This is a genomic window from Streptomyces sp. MA5143a (assembly GCF_900290235.1).
GTDB lineage: Bacteria > Actinomycetota > Actinomycetes > Streptomycetales > Streptomycetaceae > Streptomyces.
Map to the genome: position 1 here is coordinate 19,864 of NZ_OLMK01000133.1, position 21,992 is coordinate 41,855.

Below are 21,992 nucleotides of genomic sequence, written 5' to 3' on the forward strand. Positions count from 1 at the left end.
ACTTCCCGGACCACTCGGCCCATGGCCAGCTCGGCAAGCCGTCCACGAGCGCAGTGCGGGCATCGACACTCAATCGGAAATTCTGGTGGACGTGGACGCCCGGCTCACCCCACAGCCCCGCGAAGAGGATGCCGATAGGTAGCACGGCGGGGACAGGTACAGGCGCCGCTCCGCATCGACCCATGGGAGAACCGGATGACTGCCCTCACCGCCGCAACGGAAGCGCCCGTTCAGTCACTGGCCGAGAGTCAGCTTGTCTTTGAGGCCGCTCACGCACCGGAGACAGCCTGTGCTCAGAGAACCCGTGAAGACGTCGCCGCTGTCATGAGGCAGTGGGACGTCCCCGGTGTTCTGGTTGATGACGTCGTGCTCGTCGTCTCTGAACTTGTCACCAACGCCGTCCAGCATGGAACAGGTGATGTTCGAGTCCGGCTGCTCAACGCGAGGACGCGACTGCGCATCGAGGTTACCGATGACAACCGCGCTCCAGCGACACTGCGGGTGACCGGTGGCGACGACACTTCGGGCCGTGGTCTGCTCATCGTCTCTGTCCTCGCGCGCGACTGGGGCGTCACCGATGACGGCAGGACGACGTGGTGCGCCTTTGGCATCCCCACAAGCAGGTCATGAGGGGCTCGACTCCTCGGGCGCGGGCAGCGGTCGCCGCGAGTGGCAATGCCGACTTCGGGTCAGTCGATTCCCTGATCACGATCGAGGACAGACACAAGATCCCCGGTGACTGGGGCGAGATCATCGTCCAGTCGCGCACGCCTTTCCCTGTCCATCGATCCGGCACCCACTACTTGATCCAAACGAAACTGACCCTTCCCCCCTACTGCACCCCACCGCGAGCCGTTTCCGCCCTCGCGGCGGAAGTGGATGGGCAGCGGTTCACCGAGGTGACCTGGAGGCAGGGCAGCAAGGGCGCGATGACCTCACGGTTCGCGGTGCTGTCCGTGCGGCCCTCGGGCAAGCAGTCCCTGGCCACGGCTCAGGAGGCGGACGGCGGCCGCAGCCGTTGGACGGCGTCCTGCCCGTCCGGACGCTCCTCATCCAATGGCCGGACGGCCAGGACACTCCGACCAACTACTGGATATCGAACCTGCCCGCCACCACACCGGCCGCTGACCTGGTGCGGTGGGCGAAGAGGCGCTGGCGCATCGAACACGACTACCGCGAGCTCAAACAAGGTTTCCCTCACGCTGAGCGCCCGCCTCATACGGGCAGCGATGTCCGCCTTCGCCGTCGCGCTCAGCAGGGAGCCGCTGGCTGAAGCCCAAGCGTGCCGCTTCCCGCTGCAGCAGGAGGAGGTGATCGGTGTCCACTACCCGGATCGTCCGCGGCAGCACTGCAGTCATGCCGTGATCATGTCACCAGACGACACCGGTGGGGCAAGCTTCCACTGACAGCCGGGGCCGTGTTTGGTCCCAGCTATGTGCTTGGGCGGTGCGCCGTCCTGCTTGGCATGACGGTGTTTATCAGGTCGCCGCCGGCCGGGGCCCGCTGATAGACAGACCCGATGGCGGATGACGACGTGCGGGAATTCCAGGCAGGGCAGTCGGGGCTGATCGTGAGGATTCCGGAGGCGGAGCCTCTGGTTCGAGCGTGGCGTGACCGGCTTGATCCCTCGGCCGAAGCCGGTGTTCCGGCGCATGTCACCGTGCTCTTCCCGTTTCTTGACGCGAGCCGTGTTGACGAGGGTGTCTGCGCCGTGATCAGTGAGGCAGTGGGTCGGCACCAGTCCTTCGAGGCCCGGTTCGACCACTGCGGTCGGTTCCCTGGAGTGCTCTATCTCGCCCCCGAACCGGACGCCGGCTTCAGGAGTCTCACCGAGGCGATCGTGGAGCGGTGGCCGGAATACCCGCCGTTCGGCGGGCAGTTCGACGATGTTGTCCCGCATCTGACCGTCGCCCAGGGGCAGGACGAGGTTGTCCTGGCGAAGGCCGAGGCCGACCTGCTCACAGGTCTCCCCGTCATCGCGCAGGTCTCGACGGTCGACTTGCTCATCCACGACGGGACACAGTGGCGCCATCGGGCCTCCTTCTCACTGGCATCGGCGCCGTTGCGCTGACCGGTCAGCCGTTGCCCTGTTGGTGAGGGAGGCCGCGATGGCAGAGACCGAGCGGAAAAACATCCGCGAATCCAGCTGGAGGGGCTCGACACCGCGCCCCGCAAGGGCAAGCACGGCGGCAGGCCCCAAGCCATCACCGAGGACATGCTCCACACCGTGATCCGCCGCCGCCCGGGCGGCGAGCCCGGGAGACGAGACCCAGACTGGCCAGCTGATCCGCCGGCCCTCGTGGTACGCCTGCCCGATCTGGCCCCGGCCGCCGTAGCAGACCGCGCGGGCCAGGCGGTGGCGGGACTTCTGCACGGTCAGCGGCTCCTTGCCGAGTCAGTGGCTCCAGTAGTCGCGGTGGGGCAGTTCGGCCCACACATCCGGCGGCCCGGTCACCGCGCGCCGGTCGGCAAGGCGCAGGCCTGCGAAGGCGCAGGCGTAGGCGACGGCGTTGTGCTGGTAGAGGTAGGCGGCCAGCACCTGTGCGGAGGTGTCGTCCTCGTCCGGGTCTCCGCCGGGATGCAGGTCCGAGCCCTCGATGATTCCGTCGCGGGCGATGCTGCCCTGATTGCCGCTCTTGGGATTGGCGTAGAGGCCGTAGCAGAGGGTGCCGGCGGACAACCGGATCAGCACGCCCGGCATCTGCGGCGCGTATCCCCAGGGCTGGGTGACCACGCAGCCGCCCGGCACGGACGTCACGCCCACGATGTGCAGGCTCTCGTCCATGTCGTGCGCATAGGGGTCCTCCACCAGCTCGTTGAGTACGTCGAGGAGGCCGTCGTCCACCACCGGCGGGGCCTGAAGACGGCGTACTGCTTCGGCCGCGTCGATGGCTGCCACGCAGGCCAGGCCCGTGCCGTCGTAGTCGAACTCACCCAGCGCCACGGTGAGGCGGTGGGCCTCCTGTGCTGCCGCACGCTCGGTGTCAGTCAGAGCTATTCCTTCCGGCGCCGGGAACAGCTCGGGCGTCGGTCCGGCCAGGCTCAGCCGCCCCGGTGACCAGCCGCCGAGCGATGGCCGCCAGGGGTCCGCCCCGGCAGCGGCGAGCGCCCGCGCGTTGGCCGGCTTCCGGGACACGACGGCTTCCCACAGGGCCGTCACCCCGTCCTGAAGCGCATTCACATCCGCAACCCGGCGGGCCAGCTCCGCAACAGCCTCCGGGGAGCCGGACACCGCTGCCCGGTGCAAAGGCCGGCTCCCGTTACAGCTGTCCGGATCGGCCCCGTCGTCGAGGCGCCGGCGGATGTCGTCGGCGTCCGTCCAGTCCCAGCCCATGCCGGCCCAGCCGTCACTCTGTGCTGTCACCGCTCCCCCTCGAACCACGCCCCATGCTTTCGCGCTGCTTCGTCACGCTGTCACCCATCCAGGTTCGGCGACCGGACTTTATCACCGCGAACACCGTCTGTACGCTATAGGTACGCTATCGGTACGTGATCTGTACGCTATAGGTACGCGGTAGTGGCGTTTCGGGATAAGGTGGGGACGGAGGTGTCTCGATGTCCGAGTTGTTCGACGCGGTCGACGCGCTGGTCGCATCCCGGTCCCCGCTGCCGCTGCCGGCCGAGCGCAGGCGGCTGCGCCAAGCGCACGCGCTCACCCTGGACGAGGTGGCCGCTGCGCTGGGCGTGCGGCGGGCGACCGTGGGGGGCTGGGAGTCGGGCAGGTCCGAGCCACGGCCCCCGGAGCGGGAGGCGTACGCGCGGCTGCTGAAGCAGCTCGCCACCCTCTACCCCGCCGCCGAGAGCTCCGGCGCTCCGCAGGAGGACACGGATACCCCGGCGACGCGGACCGTCACTCCCGTGGCGCCCACGACGCGGCCCCAGCCCGCAAGCGGGGCTCCGGAAGCTGCTGTCCCGCCTGGCGCCGAGGAGCCCACCGCCGCACCTTCGGCCACTGCCCCGGCGACGGGCGGCCCGGCCGCCGGGCCGCCGCCGCGTGCGCCGCGTGCCGAACGGGCCGCCTCGGGTCCGCGCCGCCCTGCTGCGAAGAAGCTCGCCCCGGCGAACACTCCCGCGCCCGGCGGGCCGTACGCGCACGGCCCGCTGCTCGTCCTCGACGCCGACTCCGAGCGGAATGTGACCGGCTACGGCGTCGGCGGTCTGATCCTGGACGTGCCCGCCAAGTCGCTGCCCGCGCTGGTGGAGTGGACACTCACCGAGGCGCAGCTGGGGTCGGAGAAGCTGCATGGCTCGGGCAAGGACGCCGACCCGTTGCTGGTGCTCACCGAGGCAGCGTGCGAACGCTATGGCCTGCCCGCCGCCCTGTCGGAGTCCGAGCGGCTCGCCGGACGGCTGGCGGAGGGGCACAAGGTCATCAGGCAGCTCGAGCGCGCCGACTGGCGGCTGACCAAGCGGGGGCTGGGGCCGTGGGCGCGGATCTACCGCCCCGCCCAGGGCAGCCGCCGTCAGTGCGTGCAGCTGTGCATCCCCTCCTGGCGGGCCCTGGACGGCCGCGCCTGGGGCCATGCCGCGCAGCTTTCGCCGCCGGAGCTCGCCCGGGTGCTGGGGGTGTACGCGGCCCGGGTGATGACGCCGGTCGGCTCCACCGCTGTGACAGGGCTGCAGCTGATGACCGCGCTCAGCCCGCCGACCCGCGCGAGCGAGCCCGACGCCGACGGCAGGCGGCACCGTGAGCACCGGCCCGGGTCACTGGGTACGGAGCCGATGGACCCCGCGCCGTGCGAGGCGACCGACGGACACCCGGTGCTGGCCCATCTGCCCCGTTTCCACGTGCGCGGCCCCGGCGAGAGGCTGTTCGAGGAGGCCTACGACTGGGCGCGGGATCTGACCGATGCCGAGTGCATGCAGCGGCACCTGGTCGGCCTGGATGTGAACCTTGCCTTCGGTGCGGCCGCCAACGGCGCCGTCGTCGGCCTGGCCTCGCCGCCCGTGCACGTCACCCGCCCGGGCTTCGACGCGGCGGTGCCCGGTTCCTGGCTGGTCGACCTCTCCCATGTCGACCTGTCCCGGGTGAAGGTCGCCAAGCAGTGGCGCGACCTCGACGGCGCGCTGTTGCCCAGCCCGTTCACGCCGACCGGCAAGCGCCCCGAGGGCCCGGCCTGGTACGCCACGCCGACGGTCGCCTACGCCGTCGAACTCGGCTACGACGTCGTGCCTGTGGAGGCGTGGGTGCGCCGGGAGAGCGGCCGGTTCCTGGACGGCTGGTACAAGCGGCTGCGCGATGCCTACGTCGCCACCATGGCGGACCTCGGCGTCGCGGAGAAGCTGTCCCCGGCCGAGTTCCTGAAGGCGATGGACGGCTACAAGAGCCGTGATCCGGAGCTGGGGATCGTGGTGGACGCGGTCAAGATGACCGTCAAGGGCGGGATCGGCAAGCTGCAGGAGAAGGCGCGCGGCGGCGGCTGGAAGCCGGGGCAGGCCTGGCCCGCCCTCGCCCGGCCGACGTGGCGCCCGGACATCCGCGCCACCGTCATCTCCCGGGCCCGGATCAACATGCACCGCAAGATGCTCAACCTCGCGGCGGCCACGGGCCGTTACCCGGTCGCGGTCCTGTCCGACTGTGCGGTGTACGCGGCCGACGGCCCCAGCCCGCTGGACGTCCTGCCCTACGGCGCCGACGGCAAGACCGTGCCGGGCAGCTTCCGGCTGGGGGTCTCGCCCGGCATGGTCAAGCACGAGGGCACCCAGAGCGTGCTGTGGGGTGCGGACGTCCTCGAACAGCTCGCCGGCGACGGCCATGTCGCCAACCTCGCCCGCTACATCAAGACCGGCGAGGTCACCGCCATGGACACCGGAGAATAGGGAGCGTTACGGCGATGGTCACGGTCGGGGAGGAACTCGACAAGGCGGTGCAGGGCGCGTTCACGCGTCCCGTTCCCAAGTCGGCCGGGGCGCAGATGCGGTACCTGGTCAGGCAGCACCAGCGCAGCACCCGGCGCGTGGCCGAGCTGCTCGGCATCAGCCAGCGCACCGTCGAACGCTATGTGAACAACCAGATCAAAAAGCCCCGGCCGGAACTCGCCGACCGGCTGGAGCGTGAGGTCCGCGTGCGCTGGCAGCCGCAGATCAGAGCCAGGGCGAAGAAGGCCGCGGCCACCACGAGCGGCATCATGATCGATGTACAGGCGAGGTTCGGCTACACCGCCGCCGTCGGCAGCACAGACCAGGCCCGCGTGCGTCACCTCACGCTCGCCCTGCCGCCCCGTCACGCCGCCCGCCTCCTCGAAGCCCAGGAGGCCGGAGTCGACGAGGACGAGCTACGTCAGGTCGCGGCCGAGGCCCTGGGCGAGGTGTACTTCCGCGACAACGGTCGCCGCGCCTACGGCCTCGAAGTGGAACTCAACGACCTCGTCGACCTCCAGTTCGAGCTGTAACCGGAAAGTGCCGGGGGCCGGGCAGGAGGCGGGAAAGGCCACTGAGAGGGGGACCAGTGGCAACAGAGACATGACGGAACGTGCCGCTGTCCGGGAAGCCGACCTCGTCACTGATCAACCGGGCCGCAGACCGCTACGGTCTGCCTGCCGCCGGCGTGCTGCGGCAGTGGACGTGCGCAACTCCCCCACCCGGCGCCACGGCGGCGGCCTGCGGGCCGATACGGAGGTCGTCCGGTGGTGGGATGAGGCCCTGCACTGGGAGCGGGAGGAGGTCTGGCGCAGCGCTTGCACCAGATGGCGGGCGGCAACGCGGGATTGATCCGCGCGTCCTCGGCGAACGCGGCACCGAGCGGGGTCGGGTGGCCCTCACGGCCGAACATCCGCAGCAGGTCGTAGGCACGGACCTGGTTCGTGATGAGCGACCCGGCGATGCCGGGCGTGTCCGTTCCGTGTGTGGCGATCCGCGGAGCATCGCCTCCATCGCGCCTTGAGCCAGGTCAGCGACTCCAGCTGGCCCGTCGCGCCGAGCTCGTCCACCGACAGCCAGGTGTGCCCGCCGCCCTTGGGGACGACGATCCCCGCCTTCGTATCGGTGCCGACCTCGTGAAGGCGGCGCACCTGGGGCGGTCGTCGGGCGCGAGTTGGGCGGGTGTGCTACCCGTTCCTCACATGCGGGCGTTTGGCCTTGTATCCGGAGTTCTGGGGGGTTTGGCCGGGCAGGGTGGTGGTTGCGATGAGGGCCCGGTTGTCGGGTCCTTGCCGGACGTGAAGGAGCAGGATGCGAGGCTTGAAGGCTCTCGGGGCGGGCGCGTTGGCGGTGGCCCTGGTGTCGGGCGTCGGGTGGGCGGCGCAGGCGGCGGACAGTCAGGCGCCGGCCAAGCCGAAGGCGGCGGCCGCGGCGGTCGACGGGTACCAAGTGGTGAAGCTGCCGAACGCGAATGTGCCGAACTTCCAGCGGCGGACGGTGTACTGCCCGGCTGGGAAGGTCGCTGTGGGGGGCGGTGCGGAGGCGCAGGGTTCTGACGCGATCCTGGTCGGTTCCTTCCCGACCGATGACGGGCGCGGCTGGGTCGGTCTGGGCCGTCAGAACCGGTACGGCGACGTCGGGATCTCGCTGTACGCGATCTGCGCGAACATCTGATCTTCTGTGGCGCCTCGCCCCGTCCTCCCCAGCCCAGGGGCGGGGCGCTGTCGTGTGGGGTCCGCCTCTTCCAGCTCATGGGCCGGCCGAGCAATAGACCGGGACGCTTGCGGACTTCCGGCGGGCGTTTGGGCTGCGGGCGCGGGACGTTGTGGACCGCCTCAAGGTCTCCCCGAGGAACTACCGCCGATTCGGGGACGAGGGCATAGTTCCCAAATCGCGGCCCCCTGTTCGTGGACCAAGTCGCCGACGCCCTGGGCCTGCCCCGCCAGACGGCGCAGCCCCTGACGGATGTCAGACCGGCTGTGCAAGCGGCCGCCGGGGGATCTGGTGGGGTCCCGGGGGCGGGGCGCTGAGCGGGTCCAGGCCGAGCCGATCGGCCAGTCGCGGATCTCGGCGCGGCGGTCGGCGCCGGTCATGCCGCCGGGGCCGGGGTGTGGCCGGTCTACCGGTCTCCTGCTCGTGCTGGTGGCGGTCACGCATGTCCTCGTCCCACAGCGACAGCGCGCGACGCCGTTGTTCGGCCCGGCCCGCGCTGTCCCGCAGCCACAAGCCGGTGGCGAAGTTTTTCAGTGCCTGTTCCTGAACTACCCCTCGCTGTAAGGGAACGGTCGGGACCGGTTCCGGCAAGGACGGGTGGCGGGCTGGGACGGGGAAGGGCTGAGTGCCGCCCTCGCCGGCGGGGGCGGACGTGTGAGAGGCCTGCGCGGTGTCCCCCCAATGCGGGCCTTCTGAGGAGTGCCTGGTGAGTAATGGCGGAGAGCCCCATCTGTGATCCAGGATGATCGGATGGTCAGGCTTGAGACTCCCCGTTTGATCCTGCGCCGCTGGCACGAGGATGACGTTGCGCCCATGGCTGCCGTCAATGCCGACCCCGAGGTCATGCGGTGGATCCGTGACGGCAGCGTCCGTGACGAACGGCAGACTCGCGGCGGGATCCAGGCATGGGAGAGCGAGTGGGAATCAGAGGGCTTCGGTCTGTTCGCCGTGGAGATCCGGTCCACTGGCGAGCTGGCCGGGTTCACCGGCCTTTCGGTGCCCAACTTCTTGCCGGAGGTACTGCCGGCGGTTGAGGTCGGCTGGCGGCTGGGACGTTCCCACTGGGGGCAGGGCTTGGCCACCGAGGCAGCTGCGGCCGCTGTAAGGTTCGCGTTCGAAGAGCGAGGGCTGGAGCGGATCGTCAGCATCGCTCAAGTGGGCAACGACGCCTCCGAACGGATCATGGGCAAACTGGGGATGCATCTGATCCGTGAGACCGTCAATCCCACCTGCGGCCGACGAGTACGAGTGTTCGAGTTGTCGTCGGACCAGTACGCCACGACCACTCGCTGAAGGCGGCCTCCGGCCGGCGTTCCCCGGTGCCGTCCTGGCCCGTCGGCGTGGGCGGTTGTCAGTCGACGGAGGCCATGAAGTTCAGCACTCTGCCGTTGACTTCCTCGGCGTGGTCGATCTACGGTCCGTGGCCGGTGCTGGAGATGATCTCGGCTCGGGCACCGGGGATTAGGCGCGGCACACGCTCGGCCTGCCGCTGCGGGTGTACGAGGAGGCTTCGCTGGCCGAGCACCAGGTAGAGCGGAGTCCTGATGGTGGACAGTTCCTCCTCGGACAGGGGAAGCGGCGCGGGGCGGCGTATGCGGTAGGCGCGACCCGCCGTTCCGACCATCGCGCGCAGTTCCGGCACGACGAGGACCGGCTGGTCGAGCCAGGCCGCCAGTCGCGGGCGGAACACCTTGGGCGCGAAGGTCGCGAAGAGGCTGGCCAAAATCCAGACGACGAAGCGCAGACCCGCCGAAGCGCAGACCCGCCTTCTCCAGGCCGCCGGGGTCGAGCACCGTGACCGAGGCGAGGCGCTCGGGCCTGAGGTGCCTGGTTCAGGGCGAGCCGGCCGCCGTAGGAGCCAGCCGACGAGGTGGGCGCGGTCGAGTCCGAGCCCGGCGAGCGTCTCGTCCAGCCACTGCGCCGCGTGTTCGGGCCGGTGGATGGGTTCGCGCTGCACGCTGCGGCCGGGCTCGCCCGGGGTGTCGATCGCGCAGACCGGGCGCTGAGGGCGGGGGGGTGTTCGAGTACCACATGGCGGAGCAGGAGCCCGCCCTGTGCACCAGGACCACGGGAGTGCGGGATGGGGCAGCCTGGTTCGCGGGGCCGTAGCGGTAGACGTGCGTAGTGCCGAAGGACGTCTCCACGTCCCCTTCGGCGAGCGCGGGCGCCCCGTGCGCAGACTCCCACCGTTTCGCCACCTCGGCCTGGGGCCAGGGCTTCGCCTGTGAGGCCGCGGCTGCTGTCGTCACCTGGGCATCCCGTCACCTGCCCGACCTACCGCTGATCGCACGCGTTCGACCGGCCAACCTCGCTTCCCAGCGCGTGGCGATACGCGCCGGGCTCAGCCGAGCACAACATCTCGACACCGAGGGATACGACGGCTTCGACTGGATCTGCCTGGCCACCACGCGAACAGGCCCGCAACTCGGCGCGATCACACACCAGGACTCCGAGAGCCAAACGAAGCCCTCTCATCGATGGCCGCCTGGAACACCTTCGTGCAGCCTTCCCGCTCCAGCGCGACCAGTTGGCTGGCGATCGAAGACCGTCGAGCGGATCGGAGAGGGTCGCCCGCTCGCCTCGGCGGCGGACGACAAGCTCGGCGAGGAGCAGGAGCAGGAGCTGGAGCTGGAGCTGGAGCTGCTGTGGGGCGGCTCGGCGGTGAGGTGCTGGTGGACAGGTCCACGGAAGGCTCCTGGTGCCGGTCGTGGTGGCGGGGCATGGGAGTGTCGGTCAGGCGGGCAACTGGTTCAGCTTGCGGATCTGCCGGTCGAAGGCCCGGGAGGGGACGAGGCGGCGCAGGGCGCTGACGCGTCCGGCGGTCGGTCCGGCGGGGTAGCGCAGCCTCGGCTTCGGGTCGGTCGCCGCGGCGACGATCGCCTTGGCGACGGTGGCGGGATCGTCGCCGTCCTTCATCGCCGCGCCCATCAGGCGCTCGAAGACCTGCCGCTGCTGCTCGTAGACCGGCAGAGGCGTGGCGGGTTTCGGGGAGTTGGCCTCGAACGCGGTCCTGGTCACGGCGGGCTCGACGAGCAGTACGCGGACGCCGTGCTGGCGGACCTCGTGGTCCAGGGACTCGGAGTAGCCCTCGACGGCGTGCTTGGACGCCGCGTAGGCGGCCATGTAGGGAGCGGGGACGAATCCTAGGACGGACGAGAGGTTGATGATCCGGCCGCCGCCCTGGGCGCGCATGTGCGGCAGGACGGCCTTGGTCATGCGGATCAGACCGAACACATTGATGTCGAACAGCTGCTGGTCCTGGGCAAGGGAGCGTTCCTCCCCGGCGCCGGCGGAACCGATGCCGGCGTTGTTGACCAGGACGTCGATCCGCCCGAACTTCTCGATCACGCGGTCGACCGCGCGGGCGACCGAGGTGTCGCTGGCCACGTCGAGGTCGAGGAACGTCACGCCCTCGCGGCGGTCGCCGTTCGAGGCTCGGCGGCTCGTGCCGACGACCTCGAATCCCGCATCGACGAGCGCGGAGGCAGCCGCCTTGCCGATACCTGACGATGCTCCGGTCACGAGTGCTACCTGCCGGTTCGTGGTCATGATGGGTCTCCTGGTTGATTGGATTACGATCGTAATGCAATTACTCTAGGGCGGGAGACGGAGAGCGGCAAGCGGCCTCTCCGCCGGAGCTACGAGGAGGAGCGCGTGGCGCGCTACGCGAAAGAGCACAAGCAGGCGACGCGGCAGCGGATCATCGAGGCCGCCGGCCGCCGGTTCAAGAAGGACGGCATCGACGGCTCCGGAGTCTCCACACTGATGTCGGACGCGGGGCTGACCAACGGTGCCTTCTACGCCCACTTCGCCTCCAAGGAGGACCTCGTCGCGAACGCCGTCGCCGACCAGCTGGGCGCGCAGAACGCGAGCCTCGAAGCACTCGCGCCCGGCCGCGCCGGGCTCGAACAGTTCATCCGCGCCTACCTGTCCGCCGAGCACCGTGACAACCCCGAGAACGGCTGCCCCACGGCCGCTCTCCTCGACGAGATCGGGCGATGCGCGGAGGCGACCAAGCAGGCGTTCACCGACGGCCTGCTGACCGTCATCGACGACATCGCCGCCCGCCTGGCACCCGACAGCCCGCCCTCGGCACGCGCACAGGCGCTCGGCGTCTTCGCCATGATGGTCGGGACGCTCCAGCTCGCCCGCGCCCTGGCCGATCCCAAGCTCGCCGACGACGTCCTCGACCAGGGTGTCCGCGACGCCCTCGCGCTGCTGGACGCCAGACCTGCCCGGCAGCGCCGCGTCCGACGGCCTTCGTGAGGGCGCTGGGCGCGCCGTTCGGCGCGCCGATCAGGTGCAGGTGACCCTGGTGTACGGCGAGGAGGGGGCGGCGGCCGTCGAGGTGCGCGATGACGGGACCGGCTTCGACCCGGGCGCCGTGCGGTGACTCGCGTGCTCGCACGCGTTGGCGAGCAACCCCTGGGTGACCCGCAGCAGGGTGACTGCGTGGTGGACCTTGGAGAACCCGGCCGGCTTGTAGCGCAGCAGCTTGCCCTCACGCCCCCAGCGGGTGAAGTCCAGACGCTCCAGGGCCCACACGGCACGCACCCCGGCCGCCTGGCTGTCCACGGTCCCGCCCTGGTACGGGACGAGCCTGCCGCGCTCGGCGATCGCCGCCTCGTACAACTCGTCGAGAGAGCGGGTCTTCTCGCGGACGCCGGTGAGCGACGAGCCGACGGCCGGGGCGGCGCTCGCAGTGCTCTGCGCGGCGACGGCGGCGGCACCGCCGAGCGCGACACCGGCACCGGTCGTGAGCAACCGGCGCCTGCTGAAGTTGCTGGGCATGGTGGGGCCTCCGGGGTCCCCCAGAAGCACGGCCGAACTGCGTGAGGCAGGCGAGCCGGTCAACCACGGTGGCAACGCCCGCCTGGCGCAGCCGCTGACCAGAACGTAGATGATCGGGGCAAACACCGCCTCATTATCGAGGTTCGCGGCCCCGCCACCCTGCGGACGAATCCGCGCCGCCGGCAGCAACGGCCTTGCCAACTCCCACAAGGCGTCCGGAACGATCAACCCCACCGTCCACTCCCCATGCCCAGCATGACCGTTAACTGGCCATCAGGGCACGGTCTTGGAGCCTCTCTCGTTCGCGATCCGAGCCGCGTCCGTGTCAGCGACCGGGGTGGAGGCCGAGCCACTGCGGGGAGGGTTCGCCGGTCACCTCACCTACGTACAGGGTGAGTTGCTGCTTGAAGCGCTCGACGAGGGCGCGATCGGCCATGAAGTGTTCGAAGCCGTCGAGGTGGGCGTTGGGGTAGTCCCAGATGGGCCGGTAGCCGGTGTGCGGGGCCACGTCCGTGCGTACGGACCACATGTAGAAGTCGGACTGGGTCTGCTTCGACAGCCACCAGTTCAGGTACAGCTTCGCGGTGGCGGGATGCTTCGCGTCCTTGAAGATGGCGGCTCGCTGGGCCCAGGCCATGAACGGGTCGTGCCGGGGCAAGACGAATCGGGTCTTCATGCCGTCGGCCGGGGTGAGCATGCCGTCCGTACCGAGGGCCACGGCGGCGGTGCCGGCCTCGACCCGGTCGGCGGGTTCCTGCGTACCGCGTACCCAGGCCACGTCCTGGGCGGCGAACCGGCGCAGCCAGTCCCAGCCGTACTTGTCGACGATGAGCTTGTACAAATAGAGCACCGCGTCGTCGTCGTTCGGGAAGGTGGAGACGATCTTCCCCTTGAGGCGCGGGTCGAGGAGGTCGCGAGCGGTGGCCGGGGCTTTCCCGTGGCGCACTTCGTCGATGTTGTAGATGGTGGAGAAGGCGTCGACGAAGATGCCGGTCCACGCCCCGTCGGGGTCCTTGAAGGCTGGGTGGACGCGGGAGAAGCCGGCTGGCTTGTAGGGACGGAGGACTCCCTCCTTCTTCCAGCGGGGGAAGTCCTGCAGGGTCTGCAGCTGGACGACGTCGGGGACGAGGGTGCCGGTGGCGAGCTGGTTGTCGATGCGGGCGTCGTGGAACTTGCTGTAGTCCACGACAATGTTCACCGTGATGCCCGGGAACGCCTTCTCGAAGGCGGCCTTGTTGCCGTCCTGCTGGGTGGCGGTGTCTCCGCCGGCGTACACGACGAGCGTGCCGCCCTCCGCCCTCGCCTCGCGGTACAGCTGATCCAGGCTCTTGGTCTCCTCACGGGTGTCGGCGCGGCGGCTTGAAGCCGGCGGGGTCGTCGCGAACCCGCTCGCTCCTGCGACCGCGAGAGCGGCGGAGGCGATCGAGCCGCCCACCAGTACCTGACGTCGCGCCATCGGCATGGCCGTGTTCCTTCCAGGGAGGGTGATGAAACGGGCAGCAACCTTGTTGCTCCGGCGGGGACGGGACGAGCGGGCGGCCGGGCAGGCCTCCGGGGCCGCCCTGTGGTGCGCGCGTCCCCCGCCGGTCAGTACGCGAGGGTGATGCGGCGGCGGATGGCAGCGCTCTTCTCGGCCTCGTCGACGAGGGCCACGGCGTAGTCCTCGGCGCTGATGAAGCTGGTGCCGTCCTCGGCGGTCAGCAGGTCGTCGCCGCCGAGGCGGAAGGTGCCGGTGCGCTCTCCGGGGGCGATCTCGTCGGCCGGGGAGACGTAGGTCCAGTCGAGATCGGTCGCCTCGGCGCGCAGCAGGCGCAGCACCTCGCGCTGGGCGAGCGACTCGGCCTTGTACATCGCGGGGAAGTCCGGGGTGTCGACCCGGTCCCGGCCCGAGGCCGTCCTCAGGCTGCCTGCGCCGCCGACGACCACCAGGCGGTGTACGGCGGCGGTGCGCAGCCCGTCGGTCAGGGACCGGTAGGTCGCCAGCAGCGGAGCGGCCGGGTCGGAGCCGTCGCGGGGCGGGGAGACGGCGGATATGACGACGTCGTGTCCGGCGGCGGCCCGGGCCACTTGGTCCGCTGCGGAGGCGTCGAGGGTGCGGACGGTCAGCTCCGGGTGCTCCGGCAGGGCGTCCACGCCGCCCGAGCGGGTGGCGGCGGTGACCGCGTGGCCGCGGCTGAGCGCCTCCGCGGCGATGCGGGAGCCGATCATGCCGGTGGCGCCGATCAGAAGGATCTTCACAGGTGACTCCGTGTGTGCTCGTGCGTGTCGTACTCGTCGAGTGGTCAGCGCTGGATGGTGAAAGTGACCTTCGCCCGCTCGACTGTCTCCTGCACCACGCGCACCTGGCCGGTGGCGTTCCGGTATGCGCCGGTGCCTCCCGTGATGGCGAACCGCTCGTCGAAGACGGGGCCGGTGGCGGAGAGCGTGGCCGTGCCGGACGTGGTGATCTTTCCGTCGGGCAGCTCGTAGACGAAGGTCAGCAGTTCGGCGGTGCGCGGCTTGGCGTCAGTGGAGACGCCGACGAAGCTGCTGGTGCCGAGTTCGCGGCCTGCGGGGGTGGTGAGGTCGCCAGTGCCGATGAGCTGGTCGCCGAGGGCGGGGGCGACATTGACCATGTTGATCGCGGTGCCGGTCTCGATGGCCTTGATGGTGAGCGTGCGGTGCCGGTCCGGGTGCGAGGCGTCGGATGCGGCGTCGGCGGTGGCCGGATCCAGAGCCAGGCCGAGGGTGAGGGCTCCGGCCGTGGCGGCGGCCAGGACGGAGAGGAGGGGCTTGCGCATGATCGGCTCCACATCGGTGGGGGCACGCAGAAATTATCTGCCGATGCAGACAATATATCTGCCGAGCAAGATATTGCAACGGCAGCTTCTTCTCTGCGTGGCTTATGCCACTCTGGGGTCGTGAACGAGGAAGTACTCAACGATGACGACGTGACGCTCTACGGGCTGTTCGTAGAGGCCTTCACCCGCCTCAAGCCCCTGGTGCACAGCGATCTGGGCATCCCGGAGACCTGGTTCGAGGTACTGCTGCGCCTGGGACGAACGCCCGAACACCGGCTGCGTATGACGGACTTGGCGGAGGCGGTGTCCTTCAGCTCGGGCGGCTTCACCCGGCTCGCCGACCGCATGGCGAAGGAAGGGTTGATCCGCCGCGACCCCGATCCGCACGACCGGCGGGCCGCACTCGCCGTCCTGACCGACAAGGGTGCCGCGGCACTCGACCGCGCCATGGCAACGCACGTCTCCCACCTGCGCACGCATGTCTCCGGGCTGCTCTCGGCGGAGGATCGCCGTCACCTGGAACGCACACTGCGCACCCTCCGCGACGCACACGGGTGAGAACCGGGCGCACCGCTCCGGCCGTCGTCGCGAGAGTCATGTGTTGGGGACGCACACTGCGCAGATCCTCGCCGTCGAGAAGGCACTGTTCCTCGACGTCGAGCACTGGCTCAACCACACGGTCGCGGAATCGGCTGACTGCGGAGTTTCTTCGACTTCACTACAAGTCGTTCCACTTCGTGGTCCGCTGACGGTCCACGGCGTTCTGTACTGGCGCCGTCCCGCCGACTGCCGCTGGGCCCGCACGGCCTCCCCGAAGCTCGTGCTCCTCTCGGCGGCCGGCGTCCGACGCCGCCCGGGGAAACGATGCGGATACTGGCCGGGCTCGAGACCGCGCTCGCCGAGTGCATCGGTGTGGATGGCGTCAGCGCGCTCCGGGTCGCGCTGGAGGACCGTAGGGATCTCCGCAGTCTGCGGCGGAGGTCCCTGACCTATCCACCCGGTAGCTCCCAAGGATTTCCCTCCTCGGCGGAATCCCTGCCTGGCCGCCTCTGCCGCGGTCCGCGCAAACGTGGGCCGACCGGCTCCACGCAGACTCGCCGCTGGACGAAGCCGCGCCGGGGGTGGTGCACTCAGCCGCCCGCGTCGGCAGCCGCTCGCAAGTCCTCGGATTCGACACTGTCCGCTCCGCTGACCACGAGTGGGGGCCCCGCCTCCAGCCGCCCGCAGCCCGTCTGCCGTCTGCCGTCTGCCGTCTGCCGTCTGCCGTCTGCCGTGGCGATGGCCTCCCGGACGCAGAGCCGGGTGGACCGCGATAGAGATCGCCTTATAGGGCCGCCCTATAAGCCACATCGGGATTGAGTCTTGGACGCGCCGCCCGACCCGCTGCTGCAATCGGCCTATGACGAACCAGAACCACCGCCTCGCCCTCGCCCCCTGTGACGGCCTCCGGGCCGAGGTCCTGCCGCCCGCCCGGCGATGGCCGAAGGCACCCGTCCCCTTCTACGGCGGCACCGTCTGGTTCCTGCCGTTCGGCGGCGCCCGCGACAAGGCGAAAGACGAGTCGTTCTGAGCCGATACCGACGGCGGTGAGAGTGCCCAGACCTTCCGCAGCGTGGTCGTGGCAAGTCGCACCGCCCTGGTGGGTCGTGCTCGCTCGCCCCCTTGCCGTACCCCGCACACCCCGCACGCCTGAACACGCTCCGAGAGAAGGCCCGGCCTGCCATGACCGCCGTAGCGCACCGCAGCGAGCACGACCTGCCCGGTCATCGCGGCGTTCCCGCCGAGGCGTACTGGGGCATCCACACGCTGCGCGCCCGGGAGAACTTCGCCATCACAGGCGCGCCGATTGCCGCCTGCCCGCATCTGATCGACGCTCTGGCCGCCGTCGTCCAGGCGTGCCGTGAGATCCGTAAGGGCAAGCTGCACGACCAGTTCGTCGTCGACGTCATCCAGGGCGGCGCCGGCACCTCCACCAACATGAACGCCGACGAGGTCGTGGCGAACCGGGCGCTGGAGCTGCTGGGGCACGCCAGGGGCCGGTACGAGCACCTGCACCCCCACGAGGACGTCAACCTCGGCCAGTCGACGAACGACGTCTGTCCGACCGCGCGTGCCTGGCGCTGGCCGAGCGGTGCGTCGCGGGGATCACGGCCAACACCCAGGCGCTGCGGGCGGCGGTGGAGAACTCGATCGGCCTGTTCAGCCCTCAACCCGTACATCGGCTACGAGGCGGCGAACGGCATCTTCAGGAGGCCCCCGCCACCGGACGCGGGGTCGCGGAACTCGTCCTGGACAAAGGCCTGCTGCCCGTCGGCGCCCTCGCCGAGCTGCTGTGTCCCGAGGCCGTCGCGGGACCCGGTCAGGCCTCGGTGTGACGTGATCAAGCGCGACCCCGACTGACGTTCACCCCCAACCACCCGTGATGGAGCAGGAATTCGCCATGTCCCTACCCCTCCATGCCCAGACGCGGCCCGTCCCCGAGGCAGCCGTGCTTCAAGGGCTGCCCCCAGTCCGTGAGGTGAGCGCCGCGGAAGTGGCCGCCCGGATATCCGGCGGTCCCCGTCTCGTCGTCCTCGACGACGATCCGACCGGCACCCAGACGGTCGCCGACGTGCCCGTCCTGACGTCCTGGGCGGTGGACGACCTGCGCTGGGCGCTGCGCCAGGACAGCGCCGTCTTCTTCGTCCTCACCAACACCCGCAGCCTGCCTGCTGAGGACGCCGCCGCCCGCAACCGCGAGGTGGTCCGCGCCCTGCACGCGGCCGCCGCGGCCGAGGGCACCGGCTACGTCCTGGCCAGCCGCGGCGACTCCACCCTGCGCGGCCACTTCCCGCTGGAGACCGACGTCCTCGCCGAAGAACTGACCGGGCTGGACGGCAGAGCTCCGGACGGCGTGGTGCTGGTCCCCGCCTACATCGAGGCAGGCCGGCTGACCGTCGGCTCGAAGCACTGGATGCGGACCGCCGACGGGCTGCTCCCGGTCGGGATGAGCGAGTTCGCCCGCGACGCCACCTTCGGCTACCGCAGCTCCTCGCTGCCCGAGTGGGTCCAGGAGAAGACGGGCGGACGCGTGCCCGCGGACGAGGTCCTGCCCGTCACCCTCGACGACCTGCGCGGCGGCGGCCCGGAGCACACGGCGCGGCTGCTGTCCTCGCTGCGCGGCGGACGAGTGGCCGTGGTCGACGCGGTGTGCGACGACGACCTGCGGGTGCTCGCCCTGGCCCTCGCGCAGGCGGAGCAGAACGGCACGCGGCTGCTGTACCGGGTCGGGCCGTCCTTCGTCAGAGCCCGTGCCGGACAAGCCGGGCGGGCACCGCTCACCCCGGCCGAACTGCGCCCGCTGCGCGGCAACACACCGCACGGTCTCATTGTCGTGGGGTCCCATGTGGCGCTGACGACACGGCAGTTGGACCGGCTGCGGGAGCGAGGCGGGATCGCCGAGTACGAGCTGGACGTGGCCCTGCTGCTCGACGAGGAGCGGCGAGACGCCCACATCGCCGAGGTCGCGGCCGCGGCCGCCGACGCGCTGGACTCGGCCGACGCCGTCATCCGCACCTCTCGCGTGCTGGTGACGGGTGCCGACGCGGACGACAGTCTGGCGATCTCCCGCCGGGTCTCCGCCGCGCTCGTTCAGGCCGTGCGCCAGGTCAACGCCACCCGGCGGCCCGCTTTCGTCGTCGCCAAGGGCGGTATCACCTCCAGCGACACCGCCACCCACGGCCTTGAGATCCGCCGTGCCTGGGCCCGGGGCACGCTGCTGCCGGGCATCGTCTCGCTCTGGGAGCCCGTGGACGGCCCCGCCGCCGGCATCCCTTACATCGTCTTCGCCGGGAACGTCGGGGGCGCCGACGCCCTCGCCGACGCCCTCGACCTGCTCAGGAGTGCCTGATGCTGCTGCACGGAACCGATTCCCTGAAGGAGGCCGCGGCCGCCGGTCACGCCCTGCCCGGGTTCGTCGCCTACAACCTGGAGACGGTGCAGGGCATCACGGCCGCCGCCGAGGCCGCCGGACGGCCGGTCGTCATCCAGGCAGGCTCCAGTCCCTTCAAGCACGCCGGCCGCGAGGCCCTGATGCGGCTGGCGCTGGACGCCGCCGCACGCTCCACGGCCCCTCTCGGAGTACACCTCGACCACAGCCGGGACCTGCACGAGATCACCGCCTGCCTCGAGGCGGGCTACACCTCCGTCATGGTCGACGGCTCCCACCTGCCGTTCGCCGAGAACATCGCGTTGACGAAGCAGGCGGTCCGCCGGGCCCGCGACCACGGCGCCTGGGTGGAGGCCGAACTCGGTGCCCTCCCCGGCGACGAGGACGTCTCCACCGACGCCGTCGCACACACCGCGGCGATGACCGACCCGCAGCAAGCGGCCGCATTCGTGGCCGCGACGGGCGTGGACGCGCTCGCCGTCGCCGTCGGCAACGTCCACGGCTTCACCCAGCACCCGGTCCGCCTGGACCTGGAGCGACTGGCCGCGATCCACGAGGCCGTAACCGTCCCACTCGTCCTGCACGGCGCCAGCGGTCTGCCCGTCGAGGAGCTGCACGGCGCCCTCGCCCGAGGCGTCGCCAAGGTCAACGTCAACGCCGAACTGCGCCGCGCCTATCTGGAGGCCACCCGCGTGACCCTCCCGTCCGCGTTGCCCGGCTCCGACCTCGTCTGCCTGTGGGCGGCGGGCCGCGACGCGGTCCGGGACGCCGCCCTGGAGGTCATCGGCCGCCTGAGCCCCCGCACCGAGGGGACAAACGCATGACCTGAACGGGGCCCCGCCGCCTGGAGCCGCACCGCACCGCACCGCACCGCACCGGCGGACTCAAGACCGTCGTCCCCTTCCGGCCGTGCGCGCCGCGCGCGGTTCGCACCCACACTGTCCCGCGCTCTCGTGCCCTCCCGGGCACGCGGCCGCATACCCGCACCCTGTTGGAGCCACCATGTCCACCACTGCCACCATGTCCCCCACGGCCTCGATCGCCGTACTGCACACCAGCTTGCTGTTCGTCAGCCCTGATTCAGTCATCAACGAGTACCTCTCGGAACTCGCGCCGGACGCCAAGGTCCTGCACTTCGTCGACAGCGACGTGCTCGCCGCCGTGGTGCGCGACGGCGAGGTCTCACCTGCCAGCACGCAGCGCATGGTGCATCTGGCCCAAGCCGCGCAGGCCGCGGGCGCCGACGTCATCTTCTCCGCCTGCTCCTCGGTCGGTCCGGCCATCGACGTGGCCCGACGCCTGGTCTCCGTCCCGATCGTCAAGATCGACGACGCGATGGCCGCGTCAGCGGTCGAGACCGCGGACGCCATCGGCGTCCTGGCGACGGTCCCCACGACGCTGCCGCCGACCCGTGCCCTCGTCGAGGAGAAGGCCCGGGCGGTCGGTCGCGACATCACCGTCCAGGAGCTGCTCTGCGAGGGGGCCTTCTCGGTGCTGATGTCCGGTGACCGCGACGGCCATGACGCGATAGTGCTGGGCGGGGCACGGGCGCTGGCCAAGGAAGTCGACGTGATCGTGCTGGCCCAGGCGTCCATGGCACCGCTGGCTCCCGCGATCACCGAAGCCGTCGGCAAGCCCGTGCTCTCCAGCCCGCGCAGCGGAACGGAGAACGCGGTGCGTGTGCTGCACGAGCAGACGGCTGAACCTGCCCATGCCGCAGCGAGCGCCTGGGAGACCACGCAAACGCAATGGCAGGGAGGCTGCGGAGCGAGGTGATTGAACCACTGACCGAGGCCGTCCCCTGCCGCAACACAGGAGCCAGCATGCCGAAGTTCGCAGCGAACCTGTCCATGATGTACACCGAGCACGATTTCCTCGACCGCTTCGCCGCGGCCTCATCTGATGGCTTCCAGGGGGTCGAGTACCTCTTCCCCTATGCGTACGACGCCGCCGAGCTGCGCCGTCGGCTCGACGAACACGCCCTGGTGCAGGTGCTCTTCAACGCACCCGCAGGAGCGTGGGAATCCGGAGAGCGCGGGATGGCGGCACTGCCCGGACGTGAGGCGGAGACGCGTTCCGTCGTGGACCGGGCGCTGGAGTACGCGGGGGTGCTGGGCTGCCCTCGGGTGCACCTGATGGCCGGGCTGGTCCGACCGGACGCGACACCGACCGAGCGGGCCAAGCACCGCGACACCTACCTGACCAACCTGGCCTGGGCCGCGGAACGGGCCGATGCGGCGGGCGTCGACATCCTGATCGAGCCGATCAACGGCCGAGACATGCCGGGGTATTTCCTGAGCACCCAGGCCGAGGCCCACGCCGTGGTGCGGGAGGTGGGAGCCTCCCATCTCAAGGTGCAGCTCGACCTCTACCACTGCCAGATCGTCGAGGGCGACCTCACCACGACACTGCGCCGCGACCTGCCGACCGGCCGGGTCGGTCATCTGCAGATCGCGGGTGTGCCCGACCGGGGTGAGCCCGACCAGGGTGAGTTCAACGTCCTCCATCTGCTCGACGTGGTCGACGAGCTGGGCTTCGACGGGTGGATCGGCTGTGAGTACCGCCCCCGCGCCGGCACGAGCGAAGGTCTTGGCTGGCTCGACGACTACCGCAGCCACCGAGCAGAAAGCCCACGAGGATGAGCGGTACCGCCTCGACCCCGACCTGGTCACCTTGACACAACCTCCACCGCACAACTCCTCACCGCCGACCCGGCCGCCCGCGACATCACCGCCATCCACCAGCGTCACGTCGACGACGACTCCGCCCCCACGCGCCCCGTCCTGAAGGAGACCCACCGTGTCTGACACCGCCGTGCCCCCCGGCATCACACTCGGCACCGACACCACGCTCGTGCACAACCCCTACACCGGCGAGGTCATCGCCGCCGTGCCCACCATCGACATCACCACCCTCAACAG

At 70.4% G+C, this 21,992-nt stretch carries 20 protein-coding genes and 6 pseudogenes; 17 read left to right on the plus strand and 9 right to left on the minus strand.

What is annotated here, in order from left to right; genetic code table 11:
• Window positions 1–195: 195 nt before the first annotated feature.
• On the plus strand, window positions 196–630 hold the full coding sequence (locus SMA5143A_RS40785) for an ATP-binding protein (RefSeq protein WP_107467841.1): 435 nt from the start codon (window positions 196–198) through the stop codon (window positions 628–630).
• Between the two features lie 191 nt (window positions 631–821).
• Window positions 822–1,192, plus strand: a pseudogene (locus tag SMA5143A_RS45045) (IS701 family transposase); the annotation flags it as partial.
• On the opposite strand, the gene SMA5143A_RS43370 reads toward SMA5143A_RS45045, so the two are convergent.
• Window positions 1,182–1,358, minus strand: coding sequence for a hypothetical protein (locus SMA5143A_RS43370; RefSeq protein ID WP_181362268.1), 177 nt, complete (start codon window positions 1,356–1,358; stop codon window positions 1,182–1,184). The pseudogene SMA5143A_RS45045 and the gene SMA5143A_RS43370 overlap by 11 nt on opposite strands.
• Window positions 1,359–1,519: 161 nt before the next feature.
• Between SMA5143A_RS43370 and SMA5143A_RS40795 the strand changes: the two genes are divergently transcribed.
• On the plus strand, window positions 1,520–2,071 hold the full coding sequence (locus SMA5143A_RS40795) for a 2'-5' RNA ligase family protein (RefSeq protein WP_107467842.1): 552 nt from the start codon (window positions 1,520–1,522) through the stop codon (window positions 2,069–2,071).
• Window positions 2,072–2,395: 324 nt separating this feature from the next.
• On the opposite strand, the gene SMA5143A_RS40800 is transcribed toward SMA5143A_RS40795, so the two are convergent.
• Window positions 2,396–3,364, minus strand: a complete 969-nt coding sequence (locus SMA5143A_RS40800; RefSeq protein ID WP_107467843.1) for an ankyrin repeat domain-containing protein — start codon at window positions 3,362–3,364, stop codon at window positions 2,396–2,398.
• A 191-nt stretch (window positions 3,365–3,555) separates the two neighbouring features.
• Between SMA5143A_RS40800 and tap the strand changes: the two genes are divergently transcribed.
• The 4 genes from tap (at window position 3,556) to SMA5143A_RS40830 (ending at window position 8,865) form a co-directional block, all read left to right on the plus strand.
• The gene (tap, locus tag SMA5143A_RS40805; RefSeq protein ID WP_107467844.1) at window positions 3,556–5,820 is read left to right on the plus strand and encodes a telomere-associated protein Tap; all 2,265 of its coding nucleotides are present in this window, start codon (window positions 3,556–3,558) and stop codon (window positions 5,818–5,820) included.
• 14 nt (window positions 5,821–5,834) lie between these two features.
• Entirely contained in the window at window positions 5,835–6,392 is a 558-nt protein-coding gene (gene tpg, locus SMA5143A_RS40810) for a telomere-protecting terminal protein Tpg (RefSeq protein WP_107467845.1), read from the plus strand.
• Between the two features lie 778 nt (window positions 6,393–7,170).
• Complete coding sequence (locus SMA5143A_RS40820) at window positions 7,171–7,533, plus strand: hypothetical protein (protein WP_107467847.1); 363 nt, start codon at window positions 7,171–7,173, stop codon at window positions 7,531–7,533.
• 789 nt (window positions 7,534–8,322) lie between these two features.
• Window positions 8,323–8,865: a GNAT family N-acetyltransferase gene (locus SMA5143A_RS40830; protein ID WP_107467860.1), complete on the plus strand. Its 543-nt coding sequence runs from the start codon at window positions 8,323–8,325 to the stop codon at window positions 8,863–8,865.
• Window positions 8,866–8,983: 118 nt separating this feature from the next.
• Here the strand turns inward: SMA5143A_RS40830 and SMA5143A_RS40835 are convergent.
• Window positions 8,984–9,749: pseudogene (locus tag SMA5143A_RS40835) on the minus strand (alpha/beta fold hydrolase); the annotation flags it as partial.
• Between SMA5143A_RS40835 and SMA5143A_RS40840 the strand changes: the two are divergent.
• Window positions 9,697–9,903, plus strand: a pseudogene (locus tag SMA5143A_RS40840) (GNAT family N-acetyltransferase); the annotation flags it as partial. The pseudogenes SMA5143A_RS40835 and SMA5143A_RS40840 sit on opposite strands and share 53 nt — an antisense overlap.
• Before the next feature lie 402 nt (window positions 9,904–10,305).
• Here the strand turns inward: SMA5143A_RS40840 and SMA5143A_RS40845 are convergent.
• Window positions 10,306–11,121 carry an oxidoreductase gene (locus SMA5143A_RS40845; RefSeq protein WP_107467849.1) on the minus strand — a complete coding sequence of 272 codons (816 nt, stop codon included), beginning with the start codon at window positions 11,119–11,121 and terminating at the stop codon, window positions 10,306–10,308.
• Between the two features lie 105 nt (window positions 11,122–11,226).
• Between SMA5143A_RS40845 and SMA5143A_RS40850 the strand changes: the two genes are divergently transcribed.
• Complete coding sequence (locus SMA5143A_RS40850; RefSeq protein ID WP_107467850.1) at window positions 11,227–11,838, plus strand: TetR/AcrR family transcriptional regulator; 612 nt, start codon at window positions 11,227–11,229, stop codon at window positions 11,836–11,838.
• A 30-nt stretch (window positions 11,839–11,868) separates the two neighbouring features.
• Here SMA5143A_RS40850 and SMA5143A_RS40855 read toward each other — a convergent pair whose 3' ends face one another.
• The 5 genes and pseudogenes from SMA5143A_RS40855 to SMA5143A_RS40875 all read right to left on the minus strand — a co-directional run bounded on the left by SMA5143A_RS40855 (window position 11,869) and on the right by SMA5143A_RS40875 (window position 15,143).
• Window positions 11,869–12,363, minus strand: coding sequence for a hypothetical protein (locus SMA5143A_RS40855; protein ID WP_181362269.1), 495 nt, complete (start codon window positions 12,361–12,363; stop codon window positions 11,869–11,871).
• A 66-nt stretch (window positions 12,364–12,429) separates the two neighbouring features.
• A pseudogene (locus SMA5143A_RS44445) lies at window positions 12,430–12,597 on the minus strand (transposase); the annotation flags it as partial.
• A gap of 91 nt (window positions 12,598–12,688) precedes the next feature.
• The gene (locus tag SMA5143A_RS40865) at window positions 12,689–13,825 is read right to left on the minus strand and encodes an ABC transporter substrate-binding protein (RefSeq protein ID WP_107467851.1); all 1,137 of its coding nucleotides are present in this window, start codon (window positions 13,823–13,825) and stop codon (window positions 12,689–12,691) included.
• A gap of 125 nt (window positions 13,826–13,950) precedes the next feature.
• Window positions 13,951–14,601 carry an NAD(P)-dependent oxidoreductase gene (locus tag SMA5143A_RS40870; RefSeq protein ID WP_107467852.1) on the minus strand — a complete coding sequence of 217 codons (651 nt, stop codon included), beginning with the start codon at window positions 14,599–14,601 and terminating at the stop codon, window positions 13,951–13,953.
• A 44-nt stretch (window positions 14,602–14,645) separates the two neighbouring features.
• Window positions 14,646–15,143 carry an allene oxide cyclase barrel-like domain-containing protein gene (locus SMA5143A_RS40875; protein WP_181362270.1) on the minus strand — a complete coding sequence of 166 codons (498 nt, stop codon included), beginning with the start codon at window positions 15,141–15,143 and terminating at the stop codon, window positions 14,646–14,648.
• Window positions 15,144–15,263: 120 nt separating this feature from the next.
• Between SMA5143A_RS40875 and SMA5143A_RS40880 the strand changes: the two genes are divergently transcribed.
• From SMA5143A_RS40880 to otnI, 8 genes and pseudogenes are all read left to right on the plus strand, one after another.
• On the plus strand, window positions 15,264–15,701 hold the full coding sequence (locus tag SMA5143A_RS40880; protein WP_107467854.1) for a MarR family winged helix-turn-helix transcriptional regulator: 438 nt from the start codon (window positions 15,264–15,266) through the stop codon (window positions 15,699–15,701).
• Window positions 15,702–16,243: 542 nt separating this feature from the next.
• Window positions 16,244–16,360: pseudogene (locus tag SMA5143A_RS45050) on the plus strand (DUF4037 domain-containing protein); the annotation flags it as partial.
• Between the two features lie 182 nt (window positions 16,361–16,542).
• A complete protein-coding gene (locus SMA5143A_RS43375; protein WP_181362272.1) occupies window positions 16,543–16,713 on the plus strand; it encodes a hypothetical protein in 171 nt (56 codons plus the stop codon).
• A gap of 152 nt (window positions 16,714–16,865) precedes the next feature.
• A pseudogene (locus SMA5143A_RS44910) lies at window positions 16,866–17,252 on the plus strand (lyase family protein); the annotation flags it as partial.
• A 409-nt stretch (window positions 17,253–17,661) separates the two neighbouring features.
• On the plus strand, window positions 17,662–19,032 hold the full coding sequence (locus tag SMA5143A_RS40900) for a four-carbon acid sugar kinase family protein (protein WP_258194034.1): 1,371 nt from the start codon (window positions 17,662–17,664) through the stop codon (window positions 19,030–19,032).
• Window positions 19,032–19,895, plus strand: coding sequence for a class II fructose-bisphosphate aldolase (locus SMA5143A_RS40905; RefSeq protein ID WP_107467855.1), 864 nt, complete (start codon window positions 19,032–19,034; stop codon window positions 19,893–19,895). The genes SMA5143A_RS40900 and SMA5143A_RS40905 overlap by 1 nt, the downstream gene beginning before the upstream one ends.
• Before the next feature lie 178 nt (window positions 19,896–20,073).
• Window positions 20,074–20,847: an aspartate/glutamate racemase family protein gene (locus tag SMA5143A_RS40910; protein WP_258194036.1), complete on the plus strand. Its 774-nt coding sequence runs from the start codon at window positions 20,074–20,076 to the stop codon at window positions 20,845–20,847.
• A 47-nt stretch (window positions 20,848–20,894) separates the two neighbouring features.
• Window positions 20,895–21,713, plus strand: a complete 819-nt coding sequence (otnI, locus tag SMA5143A_RS40915; protein WP_107467856.1) for a 2-oxo-tetronate isomerase — start codon at window positions 20,895–20,897, stop codon at window positions 21,711–21,713.
• The last annotated feature ends 279 nt before the right edge of the window (window positions 21,714–21,992 follow it).